Source organism: Buttiauxella sp. S19-1 (assembly GCF_022134725.1).
In the GTDB taxonomy this organism is placed as follows: Bacteria; Pseudomonadota; Gammaproteobacteria; order Enterobacterales; family Enterobacteriaceae; genus Buttiauxella; species Buttiauxella ferragutiae.
In genome coordinates this window covers 1-13,345 of record NZ_JAHWLU010000127.1, presented here as the reverse complement: position 1 = coordinate 13,345, position 13,345 = coordinate 1, and the positions used below count along the sequence as shown (strand labels likewise).

Annotated in this window: 11 protein-coding genes; 10 read left to right on the top strand and 1 reads right to left on the bottom strand. The window is 51.4% G+C overall.

Annotated features, from left to right (window positions below; genetic code table 11):
• The 10 genes from MES37_RS20705 to MES37_RS20660 form a co-directional block, all read left to right on the top strand.
• A partial coding sequence (locus MES37_RS20705; protein ID WP_443107749.1) for a bacteriophage T4 gp5 trimerisation domain-containing protein occupies nucleotides 1-645 on the top strand: 645 nt, incomplete at its 5' end.
• 10 nt (nucleotides 646-655) lie between these two features.
• Entirely contained in the window at nucleotides 656-1,165 is a 510-nt protein-coding gene (locus MES37_RS20700; RefSeq protein WP_237932564.1) for a DUF6931 family protein, read from the top strand.
• Nucleotides 1,165-1,464 (top strand): PAAR domain-containing protein, encoded by a 300-nt coding sequence (locus tag MES37_RS20695; protein WP_064545467.1) that lies wholly within the window; start codon nucleotides 1,165-1,167, stop codon nucleotides 1,462-1,464. Before MES37_RS20700 ends, MES37_RS20695 begins: the two co-directional genes overlap by 1 nt.
• Nucleotides 1,465-1,475: 11 nt before the next feature.
• Complete coding sequence (gene tssA, locus MES37_RS20690; RefSeq protein ID WP_064545469.1) at nucleotides 1,476-2,531, top strand: type VI secretion system protein TssA; 1,056 nt, start codon at nucleotides 1,476-1,478, stop codon at nucleotides 2,529-2,531.
• Entirely contained in the window at nucleotides 2,528-3,142 is a 615-nt protein-coding gene (locus tag MES37_RS20685; RefSeq protein WP_064545471.1) for a type VI secretion lipoprotein TssJ, read from the top strand. The genes tssA and MES37_RS20685 overlap by 4 nt, the downstream gene beginning before the upstream one ends.
• Nucleotides 3,142-4,536, top strand: coding sequence for a type VI secretion system baseplate subunit TssK (gene tssK / locus MES37_RS20680; protein ID WP_232886759.1), 1,395 nt, complete (start codon nucleotides 3,142-3,144; stop codon nucleotides 4,534-4,536). Before MES37_RS20685 ends, tssK begins: the two co-directional genes overlap by 1 nt.
• Nucleotides 4,533-5,159: a DotU family type IV/VI secretion system protein gene (locus MES37_RS20675; RefSeq protein ID WP_237932563.1), complete on the top strand. Its 627-nt coding sequence runs from the start codon at nucleotides 4,533-4,535 to the stop codon at nucleotides 5,157-5,159. Before tssK ends, MES37_RS20675 begins: the two co-directional genes overlap by 4 nt.
• A 4-nt stretch (nucleotides 5,160-5,163) precedes the next feature.
• Nucleotides 5,164-8,598: a type VI secretion system protein gene (locus MES37_RS20670; RefSeq protein ID WP_237932562.1), complete on the top strand. Its 3,435-nt coding sequence runs from the start codon at nucleotides 5,164-5,166 to the stop codon at nucleotides 8,596-8,598.
• 43 nt (nucleotides 8,599-8,641) lie between these two features.
• Complete coding sequence (tssH, locus tag MES37_RS20665; protein WP_237932560.1) at nucleotides 8,642-11,209, top strand: type VI secretion system ATPase TssH; 2,568 nt, start codon at nucleotides 8,642-8,644, stop codon at nucleotides 11,207-11,209.
• A 16-nt stretch (nucleotides 11,210-11,225) separates the two neighbouring features.
• A complete protein-coding gene (locus MES37_RS20660; RefSeq protein ID WP_237932559.1) occupies nucleotides 11,226-12,551 on the top strand; it encodes a VasL domain-containing protein in 1,326 nt (441 codons plus the stop codon).
• 81 nt (nucleotides 12,552-12,632) lie between these two features.
• Here the strand turns inward: MES37_RS20660 and MES37_RS20655 are convergent, their stop codons facing one another.
• Entirely contained in the window at nucleotides 12,633-13,280 is a 648-nt protein-coding gene (locus MES37_RS20655; protein ID WP_121813830.1) for a hypothetical protein, read from the bottom strand.
• Between the last annotated feature and the right edge of the window lie 65 nt (nucleotides 13,281-13,345).

The window sequence follows — 13,345 nt, the reverse complement described above, 5'->3', positions numbered from 1 at the left end:
GTATTTAACGGGCAAAACAAACCGCCACTGACGCTGCCTGATGAAAAAAATCACAGCGGATTCGTTTCCCGTAGTTCGCTTGATGGCAGCGTTGAAGAGAGCCATCAACTGCGATTCGACGATAAAAAAGGCGAAGAACGCCTGGTGATTACCTCACAAAAAGATCTGCTGTTGACGGTGAAAAATAACGTCATCACTGAAATCACCAAACAAGTCACCGAAACCATCGGCGAAGGCCGTGCAACTGAAATTACCAAAGGCAATGAAACGTTAACCCTGAAACAGGGCGATCGTGCGCTGATGCTGGAAAAAGGCAACCACAATACCACGCTGAAAAGTGGCGATTACGCGCTTGATATCAAAGGTAATTTAAAAGCAAGCCTCAGTGGTGGCGAACATCAGATGGATATCAGCGGCGGTGGCAGCAAGGTGAAAGCCGATAAAGCCTGCGTGATTGAATCGACGCAAAGCATCGAACTTAAAGTGGGCAGCAGCAAGATATCTATCACCCCTTCTGGCATCACATTGAGCGCGACCACTATCAAGGTTGAAGGCAGCGGAACCGCAGAGCTGAAAGGCGCGATGGTGACAGTTAAAGGCAGCGGTATGACGCAAATTAAGGGTGGCGTGACCATGATTGGTTAAGGCGATGATGATGAAAGAAAAATTAATGACTCCAGAAGCTTTTGCCGGTTATCGCAGTGCTGACAGTGGCTATGAAAATGCACTCAATCTGATGGTTTCCGGCCAATGGGAAGATGCGCTTGCCAGCCTGGTACTTGATAAAACGCCAGAAAAAGTGCTCGGCTGGGTGGTGCAACAAGTCACACAGTTGCCATTAAATCCATCGGCTCTCCAGTGTGTGGCCGACATCAATCAGTGGCTGAAAACCCACGATGAAGGGCTGCGTCGGGATATTTTCCTGCAGGCGGAAAACCTCGGTTTTGATACCCCAGTCGGTGCGGCAGGGCTGGCGCTGTTCTGGATGCAGGGCAGCATGACACCCGACGAATTTGAGGCTGTTTATCCCGAAGCACATTTAGCCCCGTTGATGCTGCACTGCGCGCTGAAACAGTTGAGTGTCCTGCTGGCGGCAGATAACGCCCCGCTTATCGGTACACAAAACCTGCTTGCCCAATGGCACACCGTGCAAGGGGGTCATTAATGGGCCAGCCCGCTGCACGAGTCGGTGACATGCACGTTTGCCCGATGGTCACCCCCGGTTTGCCGCCCATCCCCCACGTCGGTGGGCCAATCACCACGCCGGGCTCTCCGACGGTGCTGATTGGCGGGGTTCCTGCCGCAACAGTCGGTTCAATGGCAGTGTGCGTCGGGCCTCCTGATTCAGTGGTTAAAGGCAGCACCAAAGTGCTGATTGGTGGCAAGCCAGCCGCACGGATGGGAGACAGCACGGCTCACGGCGGCACTATCGTTGTTGGCTGCCCAACAGTTTTGATTTCTTAGAGTGTGATGCAATGAAAACAAATTTTGATGAACTGTTGGTGCCGATTGGTGAAGAGCAACCCGCTGGTCGCAACGTTGAATATCAACAAATTTATGACGATATTCGCCAGGCGCGCGAAAGCGATCCTGATTATTTACCACAGGGTGAATGGGCAACCGAATTACGCAAGGCCGACTGGCTCAAAGTTATCCGTCTGAGCCGCGAAGTCTTGAAAAAGGAGAGTAAAGATCTCCAGGTCGCCTGCTGGTTTGTTGAGGGTTTAACTCAGCAAAACGGCCTGGCGGGTTTACTGGAGGGAACGCAGTTTCTGGCAGCGTTTCTCGAACGCTATTGGCAAACCGCCTGGCCTGAGCTGGATGAAGACGGTGCGGTTATTCGCCACAGCATTCTGAATCGTCTGGATCGCCAACTGGCGCTGATGTTGAACAGTTATCCGTTACTCGGGCAGCCAGAAAGCTCGCTGGACCACTGGCAAAAAGTGCTCCTTCAGGAACATCAATCCACCATGGCCCGCAGCCGTACTGATTCAGACAGTGACTTCTCGATGGAGACATTTAATCGTTGGGCACTCTCGCTTGTACCACAAAAAATTGTAACGCAGAGCGAAACACTTGAGCAGCTCATCGAAATGCTCAATCACCTGGAAGCGACCTACGACGAGGTCAACCCGCAGGCAGATTCATCTGCGCTGGGGCAAACGCGTAGCGTCATTGCCGAGATGCAGGACTTTATGAAACGGCTGTTTGACCGTGCGGCACCCGCTTATGACGACATCATGTCGCTCAATGTATTAGCGCCACAAGAAGCCGATTTATCTGCTGAATCCGCCATGTTTGCTGGCAGGACGCAAAAGCAGGAGATGTCGCGAGATTTAGCCATCAGCCAAATGCTGACAATTGCGCATTTTTTCCGTCAGACAGAACCCTCCAGCCCGGTCCCTTTTTTGATGGAGCGTGCGGCGCGTTGGGCGGGGATGACACTGACCGAATGGCTTGATGAAATGCTGGAAGACAAGAGCTGTATGCGCGACATCAACAAAGTACTAAAAGGGCAAGAAACAGAATGAAAGGTCAAATCAGCTTCGTGGGTCTGTTACTCAGCATGCTTATGCTTGCGGGGTGTAGCACGGGCGACCAGGAAGCGCGTCAGCAGTCTATTGACAAGGTATCTGCTCCGTTTGCCAGCGGTGCCATTACCCTGAACCTGCGTGCAGAGCCGGGGCTAAACAGCGTCAATGAGCTGCCGAACAGTTGTACGGTTTTGCTGTTACAGACCAAAGATAAACCGGCGCTGGATAAGCTATTGAATAATCCAACGCTGCTTAAAAGCCTGTTTGCCGGAGCGGGCAACGAAGGGGATGTATTACAGCTTGATCGCTATGTCGTGATGCCTGGACAAAGCAATATTCTGCATATTGATCGTGCACAGAATACGCGCAACCTGGCGCTGGTTGCCGGGTATTACCCGTTCCCGACTAAACAACACATGTTTACGGCAGAAATCCCGGTCAGCACGCACAGCACCGGCTGGTGGTCGCCCGTGTGGCAATCGGCACTTTCACCCGTCACATTTTCCGTCACGCTGGGCAGTGAAAGTATTGTCAGTGCCGGCGAACCCAATGAGACGGAAAACATCGCCCAGAACACCGCGCCCGTTGCCGTCGAGGAAAAAGGGTAATGTACAGCGAACAACAACAAATTTACTGGCACTCCGGGTTATATCTTCAACCGCAGCATTTTCAATCGCTTGATTTGCACCATGAGTGGCAGCTTGCCCAGCGCTTACAGCTCGCGCAACCTTATAATCATGGGTTGATTGAAGTCGAAATCAATAAAGCGGCGCTGGACGATTATGTGGTCAGTGTCGATCACATCCGCTTTATCATGCCTGGCGGGACATTCTTATCGATGCCAGGAAACTGCCAAATTGAAAAACGAAACTTCCGTGATATCTGGAAGCAACGCGACCAGACGCTGCCCATATGGCTGGCATTGCGTCGTTTTGATCCGCAGCACAGCAACGTCACGACGCTGGGAAAAGAGCACGATCGTGCGGTCACCCGTTGGGTTAATACCGGGGAAGATCGGGTGATGAAAGATGTCTACGATCATGCGCCAGACGCCACAGTCGCGCGCTTGTGTTACAACGTGCGCCTGCTATCAGATGCTGAAAAAGCCGATGCCGTAGATTGCGAATGCATTCCATTAACTCGCTTACGTTATCTCAATGACCGGGTCACGTTAGATGAGGCGTTTTCCCCGCCATCGGTGACGCTCTTTGGCTCCCAAAGCCTAGAGAAACTTATCGAAGCCATCTATTTTGAGCTGAGCGCCAGAGCCAGAAAACTGGAGGAATATAAACGTTCCGAACGTCTGGTGAACGATGCTGAACGTGGCGACCAGGTGACGCAGCTGCTGGCGATGCGCTCTCTTAATCGTGTCTTGCCGATGCTGAAAAACTATTGCCAGGCACGGCAGGTTCACCCCTGGACGGTTTACAACCTGCTCTGCCTGCTGATTGGCGAGCTTTCGTCCTTTAGCGACAGTTGTTCTTTTGACGGGCAGTGGCGAGACAGCGAAAGCAAGCTGCTGGATTATAACCATAATAGGTTGCTGGATTGCTTTGAAAGTGCACGCAGGACATTGATTTCCCTGCTGAACAGCCTGATTCTTGAGGACAATACGTATGTCACGCTTGAGAAAGATTCTCAGGGCGTTTTCAGCGGTGAGTTCAAAAGCCTCGAGTTTAAACAAAGCGAAACGGCGCTGTTATTGCTGCGTTCTGCCAGCATCCCGATGGAAAACCGCCAGATAAAAAACCAGGGCGGTATCAAGCTGGCACCGCCGCAAATGATCGAAATGTTAATCCAGCATGCTTTGCCGGGGATTCCGGTGAGTGCCTGCCGCCAACCTCCGCGAGGCGTGCCGAACCGTAGTGACTCTCACTATTTTGTTATCGAACAGGATAGCGACCTGTGGAGCAAGGTTATCAAAGGAAAAGGTATTTCCTGTTACTGGCCTGATATGCCGGACGATTTGCAGGTTCAAATTATTTTTGTGGTGCCATCATGATGAGTTTATTGAATTGTTATTTACCTTTATTCCGTCTGGTGACCACGTTATTGACTCAACCTCAATTACATGAGGATTACGCGGTTTTTCGCAGTCAGTGCATAGAGTTATTAGAGCAAGCATTATGTGAATCTGAATTGCACCATGAACAACAAGAATGTGAAGATGCTTATTTTGCGGTGGTGCTTTATTTAGATGAACGGGTGTTATGTTCGACCATTTCCTGGGTTAAGGAGTGGCGCGCAGCATTACTGCAAAAGCATTACTTCAATATTTCTGTTGGTGGCGAAGAGTTTTTCACCCGCCTTGATACCCTCGATAAAACCAATACGCCATTAAGAATGGTGTTTCTGTTTTGTTTATTGATGGGCTTTCACGGGAAATATACCCAACACGATGCCCAGTTATTACAACAACGTATTGATAGTGAAAGAGAGTGCTTACCCGAAGCCTGGCGACAGTGGCCAAACGAGGCAAACCTGGTTGAACCTGGCTCAGGAACCCTTAGCGGAAACCAACAAACGCGTAAAAAATTGCGGCAACGTAAAGGGTTGCTGTTGTCATTACCGTTATTTATCTATGCCCTTATGTTAGCTATTGGTTCAGGTTTTTTTACCGGGTAATAAAATGTTTAAAAAACTGATTGAATTTTTTGCATGGGCAATATTGCTGTGCTTGCTATTTGTTTTTTGTTTGTGCATTGCGGTGATTAGTGAACGCTCTTTTACCGCTGCGGTTATTCTGTGGTTTGCATTAATTATTGCTGTTTTAGTGGTTCGTTTAATCTGGTTTTCGCTGCGCGGGATCTCTCAGAGCAAATATGTTCTTTATTTGAAACAGCGCTTAACGCTGACCCGAATGGAACATGTTCTGTTTGAACACTGGAAAGCGGGTGAGTCGGTGATTAAACGCATCAAAAGGCGTAAACAGCACCTACCCTGGTTTATCTTAACGGGTAAACGCAGCGGTAAAACCACGCTGATGGCGAGTGCTGGTCTGCCCCTTTTTTCAAACGAGCCTGAAAGTGCACTGGTGGTGCCTACGCGCACCCTGCGCTGGTGGTTTTTCCACTCCTCCGGTTTCCTTGACCTTTCGAGCCATTTCCTCAGTAAAACGCCTGCTTTTGAACGCGGCTGGCTCAATCTGGTTAACTGGTGTCAACGCGTACCTTCTCCGGCGGGCATTGTGGTGTGCGTTTCCATCGCGGATTTACGGGGAAAAGAGGCGGCAGATTTACATCTCAATGCCCGTCTTGTTCGAACGCAAATCGAGCCATTGATTAAAAAACTTAAGCGCCGTTTGCCGGTCTACCTTTTTGTCACCTGTTGCGATCAAATCGCTGGTTTTAGCCAGTGGGCAAGCAAACTTTCACCTGCTCAGCGTCAGCAGGCGTTGGGCTATTACTGGCTGACTTCGCCGGTTGTTGATGGTAAAGACCCCGCTTTGCTTGACCCGCTCTTTACCTGCGTGAAAGACGGGCTGGATAAAGTCCGGGTCAGCATGTTGTCTGGCGGTGATCCCGATAATGACACTCTCGCATTGCTGGATTTCCCGGAACAACTGATGCAGTTGCAGCCTGCTTTGCAGCGTTATCTGGCGGCATTATGTGAACCCGACGCTTACTTCGAACCTGCACAATTAGGTGGGATTTGGTTCAGCGCCACCGAACAGGTAAGTAAAAATAGCGCCGCACGCAAAGCGCTATTTACCCATAATCTGATCAGCCACTTGCTGCCAACGCTTAGCCGCCAGCGGGAAATCGCGCCGATCGGGTTTAGCCGCCGTTATTTTCAACGCTGGGGAGTCACGACCTTTAGTGTGCTGGCGTCGCTCTACCTGGCCTGGAGTGGAGCGAGCAGCTACGGCCTGGGGGCCGGGAACCTTCAGGATATGACGCCTGAGCAGCAGGTTCAGCAACTTAAAGGTATTGAGAGCTGGAACGAATCACCGTTGCAGCATCTGCTATTCGTGCCGTTGCTTAATCAGCGGCACCACCAGCTGGAAGAAACGATTCTGGCGGCCACTCCGCGCAGCACGGTCAACATGCAGGCGGCTGAACAACGCTATCAGCAATTGTTTGCTGAAGCACTGCCGCAGGGGAAACGCGAGTTAGTCCTGAACCTGGCCAGCGCCATTATGACCAAACAGGCAATGCTCGATGGGCAGTCACTTGCCGAACTGGAAAAACACCCTCCCGTGTCTCCGTTGTTGAGCCTGACCGGTGCGGACTCTTCGTTACCTCTGGCCTATGACATCGCGCTACAGCGTGAGTTATTACAGCAACCCGCCGGCGCGGAACAACTGAATTCATTACGCAAACTGTTGGGGCAACTGGTCAACAGTGATACTTCCTGGACATGGCTGATAGCCCCTTCCCAGGCACTGACGCCGGTTAACCTGGTAGATTTCCTGCCCTGGGCACAAAACAATGTGCAGCTCGATGGCCTGTGGACGGTACAAGGATCGGTGCAAATCCAGCACTGGCTGGATACAGTCCGGCAAGCGGCGGGTAAAAATGTCAACATGCCGGTACTGGCAGCCTTTGAACAAAACTGGAACACACTGCGCCAGAACCAATGGATGACCCTGATACTGGCGATGAGCAACCAGCCCGCACCGGTGCTAAATGGGGCTCAGTGGCAATCTACCCTGGTGTCAATCGACCAGGGCAATAGCCCGTCAATGGCATTTGCCCACTATGCCACGGAACAACTTGCCGATATTCCCGGCCAGGATGCCAGCCGCTGGCTGCGGGAACTGCGTCAGCTAGAAAAACTGCAACAGACTCCGCTAAACGGCTCAGTGATGAACACCGCCGGCCGCCTGGAAAAAGCGTTCTTACAGAAAGTGGCGAGTATTATCAAGCTGGACAACAAAACGCTAAATAGCGCGGTGAGCGACCTCAATATTAAAAATTGGCTGGCCTGGAAAGGGAGCCTGCGCGCTGCCGTTTCTGATGCGTTTGTCACGCCAGTAAAAAGTGAGCGACTCACCCGTGGTTTATTTCTGAGTGGGGAAGATGCTGCGGCTAATCCTTTGCAGCAACTGGACACCCGCTTTGCCACGCTGCGCAAAAGTGTTTCCGCAGAACAAGATGACTTCGCGCTCAATGCCGTCTGGGCTTTATATAAAACCGATGCTCACTGGCTGGTGGCGCATGCCATGCAGCGATCGGGCTGTTGGCTTCAGGATCAATGGCAAAGTCGGGTGCTGTGGCCGATGGAAAAAAATGCCGCACGTCTGGATTACAAAGAACAGCAAGAATTGAGCGGGCAATACCTCGCTGATTTTATTCGCGGGCCAGCAAAAAGTGTTCTTGTAGTGGGGGACAACGGGCCAGCGGCGGGGCAGTTTGATGGCCTGACAACCGGCCTGACGCCCGAGTTTTTGCGGATGGTTAACCACGTTCTGCGCCCGGATGATGTGCTGGCCATGCCAGAACGTGACAGCACGCGCAATGATGATGTGCTGGCATCCCTGAAAGAACAGCAGAGCAAACTTGAAACTCAGATAGCGGCGCTGGAAGCAAAATCCATCGAGATCACGCTAAAAAGCCAGCCTGCGACCATTCCTGGTGGCGCACGTCTGATGCCAACCGGCACGCGTGTGACGCTGTTTTGTGATGAACAACGCTGGACTCTCAGCAGCATGAACTTCAGCGAACAGGCACCTTTCCGCTGGCGTCCTGGCCACTGTAGCCGCATCACGCTGGTGGTGAACTTCCCTGGTTTTGACCTGACGTACGAGTACTTTGGCGATTCGGCCTGGACTGACTTCCTTGAAGACATGTCCGACGGACAGCATCGCTATCTTGCCAGCGACTTCCCTGAAGATGCTGCGCAACTCGACGCCATGGGCATCAAAGAAGTTCTGGTGCGCTACCAGACGGGGCCGCAAGACAAGGTTCGGGAAACCTGGCAGCAATGGCAGGCGCTCAACCAGTCACTAAACGACAATGCCGATGCACAACTTGAGTTGCAGGACAAAAAAGCGCAGCAGCGCTCAGCGGTGCCAAATAATCATTTCTCTCAATTGCCCGCCCGCATTGCTCAATGCCAGTGAGCGCCTGGGGTCATTTTTAAAAAATAGTGAATGGAATCAGACAATGGGTAGCTACCTGAAAAAAGTTGTGGAAAGACTGAGTACTGAAGCGCGCGGTTGCCTCGATGCCGCGATAAGCCTGGCGGTGAGCCGTACCCACCATGAAGTTGAGGTTGAGCATTTACTGCTGGTGTTGATAACCCGTAAGCCCGCCATGATTGAGCAGTTATGCCTGATTGCAGGCCTGCAAGGGGATGTGTTACTTGAGGCGCTGCAAGTTAGCCTGAACCAGCAACGCAGCGGCAATACGCGTAGCCCGGTGCTGTCTGAATCTTTGGTCGAGCATCTGGAAATGTCCTGGCTGCATGCCAGTGTCTGCTGGCAACAAACACAACTGTCGGTGCAGGCGCTGATGGGATGCTTGTTCGTGGATGCCAAACGCAGCCAGGCGCACTTTGCGCCAGTGCTACAGCAAGCGCTGTTATGCAATAGCGAAAAGGCAGAACAGTTTCTGCACGAAGCTTGTGCTTCGTCTCGTGCTGCGGCGGCAGCCCACGCCGACCACAATATAGATTCCGCGCTGAAAAAATTTACGCGCAACCTGACTGAACAGGCGCGAAACAGCACGCTGGATCCGGCTTTGGGCCGTGAGTCGGAAATTCGCCAGATTATTGATGTGCTCCTGCGTCGTCGCCAGAACAACCCTGTTTTGACCGGGGAACCAGGTGTAGGCAAAACGGCTTTAGTGGAAGGGCTGGCGCAACGCATCATCGAAGGCACCGTGCCTGATGCGCTAAAAAATATGGAAATCCTCTCGCTGGATATGGGGTTACTCCAGGCCGGTGCCAGCGTAAAAGGGGAATTTGAGCAACGTCTGCAAACCCTGTTACGCGAGGTGAAAGAGTACCCATCTCCGGTGATTTTATTTATCGATGAAGCGCATACCCTGATTGGTGCAGGCGGCCAGGCGGGGCAAAATGATGCAGCTAACTTGCTCAAACCGGCACTGGCGCGTGGCGAAATGCGCGTGGTTGCGGCAACAACCTGGGCGGAATATAAAAAATACTTCGAGAAAGATGCCGCTCTGGCTCGCCGTTTTCAGGTGGTCAAAGTTGCCGAGCCGGATGAAGAAACCGCCATCGCGATGCTGCGTTCACTTAAACCTGCGCTCGGTAAACACCATAACGTGCAAATTCTGGAAAGCGCGCTGGTTGCGGCTGTGCGGCTTTCCGGCCGTTATATCTCAGGTCGCCAGTTGCCGGATAAATCAATCAGCCTGCTGGACACCGCCTGCGCCCGCGTCGCGGTTTCTCAATGCCATGCCCCTAAAGAGATTGAAGATCTTAATGCCTTACTGAACAACCTGATTGCCGAGCGCGAAAGCCTGCAAAAAGAGGGGGGCAAATCCCCACGCCTGGAATGGCTGGATAAGCGCGAGAAAGAGATAAGCCTGAGCCTGAGCCAGTTGCAGCCGGTATGGCAACAGCAACAGGAGCTGGTGGCGCAAATCAATGGCACCGAAGACAGTGCGCAAATCGCCGTATTACGCGGGCAATTAGCCGAGCTTCATAAAGATCAGGCGCTGGTCTATGACTGCGTGGATGCCACCTGTGTGGCAGACGTCATTGCCGGGTGGACGGGTATTCCGCTGGGCAGAATGATGGAAAAGGAGCAACAACAGCTCGGTGATTTGGTGGCGCGCCTCGAAGCGCGGGTTATCGGCCAGCCACATGCGCTGGCAGAAATCGCCCAACAGATCCGTATCGGGCGCGCCAACCTGAGTGACCCGGCCAAACCGACCGGTGTTTTCATGCTGGCGGGTCCATCGGGGGTCGGTAAAACGGAAACGGCGCTCGCGCTCGCGGAACTACTCTATGGCGGCGAGCAGAGCCTGATTACCATCAATATGTCGGAATACCAGGAAGCCCATTCGGTTTCCGGCCTGAAAGGTTCGCCTCCGGGCTATGTCGGCTACGGTCAGGGCGGGGTGTTGACTGAGGCGGTGCGCCGTCGTCCGTACAGTGTGGTGTTACTGGATGAAGTCGAAAAAGCGCATCCGGACGTTATGGAAATCTTCTATCAGGTGTTCGATAAAGGGGTCATGGACGATGCCGAAGGCCAGCAGATTAACTTTCGCAACACGCTGATTATTCTGACCAGCAACCTGGCAAGCGATTTGGTGATGGAGGCCTGCCTGGCCGGTGATGCGGATAACAAAAACCTGACCAGGCTGATCCGCCCTGAATTTGACCGTTTCTTCCGCCCGGCGCTAATGGGCCGCTTGCGTTTGATCCCTTATCTGCCTGTTGTGGGTGAAACGCTGGCGAAAATCATCCGTCTGAAGATTAACAAAGTGTGTGAACGCTTTGCTCATGCCGGGGAAGGGGATTGCGTACTGACTTACAACGAGAAAGTGGTGGAGTTTGTCGCCAGCCGTTGTCAGGTAGCACAAAGCGGAGCGCGGGAAATCGACGCCGTACTTAATAGCGAGCTGCTGCCATTGTTGACTGACCGACTGCTGGCAAGCGAAGAAAAAGCCGACGTTCGTTTACAGCTTAGCGTTGCCAGAGGGCAACTCACGTTAGCAAAACAGCCTCTGTCAAAACGCGCGGCGGCCAAAGCTCAGGCGTAAAGCGCTAAGGAACAGTATGAAATCGATGGTAAATCTCAGGGCATTAAAAATTAATAGCCATGATCCACGGCTCAGCAAAGCATTTTTGTTACTCAGCAGTGAACTTAGCCACCTCAATGGTGCGCTTTCTGGCGCCACAGACTGGAAAATGCTGGAGGATAAGTGCTTCCAGCTCTTTCGGGATTACGGCTACGACTTGCAAAACGGCGTGTGGTTTTGCCTCATCAATATGCAGCTGAAAAGCTGGGCAGGATTAGCCGAGGGACTGGATCTTCTCACCACAGCTTTTACCCATAACAATGTGCGCTGCTGGCCACCGGTGGCTGCTGTGCAGGCGCGGCAATCTTTGATTGACTGGTTTTGTGCCAATGTCGCGACGCACATTTACACCCTGAAGTATGGCCCGGAAAACAACGGTGAAATGCGCTCGGTGGAAAGAAGCATTGGTGTACTGTACGAATACTCGAAAAATCTGCAATCACGCAGCCATGATTCGCTAAAAAATCTGCACTATTTTTTACAGGTTCGTTGCCGCTCTGTCCCTTATCCGGTGCAGAAAGTGGTGGCGAAAACGCCCTCTACGGTGAGTGCAGTAAAGCCGCCGACAGTAAAACTGCCGATAGTAAAACCGGAACCGTTGCCAGAACCAATATTGATGCCGGAAATGGCGCTGGCGGTACCGGCTCAACGCCCGTTACTGTGGGCGCTGGGAGGAATGGCGGCGGGTCTGGGATTGAGTCTGGTGGTTGCGGCAGGTTGGTACACTCTTCAAACCCCGAGTTTAAGTGAAAAGCTCGTCGCATCGGTGGCGCAATTAGAGCAAGGCGGCATTCAGGCTGAGTCTGTATGGCATGACGTGCCGCCGGAGAAAATTCAGCAACAAAAGCAGGCTATTTTGCAGCAGGCAGGTGCAACGCTTAACTGGCTCAGCACCCAACCCGCAGATGCATTAGTGGGGCGGGGTGAACGTTTATCTGACTTATTACAGCAGCATTTCCCGAATAATGAGGTGAGTGCGCAATGGCTAACAGCGTTGAAAGAGAAAGCAGGCAGTATTCCAGCTCTGGATGGCTATATTAAAGCGAACAAACATCTGGATGAACTGGATGCCCGCTTATTAAATGCCGAGAAGACTCAGAGCAAATATATGACGGTGTCGGAGTTAAAAACGGCGGTTTATCAAATCAGGCAGGATTTACAAAGTAATGGCGCTGCGGCGGAAACATTGTTGTGGGAAGTACAGCAAACGGGTCCCGAGAAACGTGACCCGGCGGTGATGAAGAAAATAGAGCAACGGATCGAGGCATTAAATAGCCGCTATCTTCTCCTGAAAGAGAAATGATTCTATCTTTTAATTTTACTGTTTGTAGATTATTGAAAACACTGGCAACTTCTTTATACGTATGTCGGAAGTTGCTTTTTATTATCTTAACCGGATGAGCGTCTTTACAAAGGAATGATCACTATTCCGGCCTGGTATATTAATTTTTAATGCATAATTTTTATCACGTAACGTATTGCACGCCACAGCGATCCTTTTGGGTGTCCAGATATACTGTTCGCCACCAAATAACCCAAATGCCTTATGGTATAAAGGTGACCCTTTTAACCCAGCCTTGAGAACCCGACTGACAACAGTGGCGCAGTTTTTTGACAGCGGAGAAAAAGACGGAATGGCACTGCTCTTTATTTTATGCCATTCTTTCAACATGTTATAAGTATTTAAATCTCTCAGCCCATAAATAACATGCGGGCAATCAGCTTCATCATGAACATCACTCTTATAATCACTGGTGAAAAATTCAAACTTATGCGTTGAGTTATTGAAAGAACCTTCCCTATAGGCTGGTGTTTTTTTTACGTAGGAGGAAAGTTTGGATTTGGTTTTCCCTGGCCACCAACTGATATAAGGGCTGTTGTCGTCTAAGTCGCCAATCAGCATGGCTGCATGCCCCAGATGATGATCCTCAGGATACCAGATGAAAACCCAGGCATTTATTTCACCGGTAAAGGTACAGTTTTTGGCTTTTAGAAGAGCAACATCACAAAGTTTCTTTAAATTTTCAAACATAAAGACTCTAAATATAAAAGAAGAAGTATTGGAGAATTTTGAGTGGACGTTTTAGTTTCATTGTT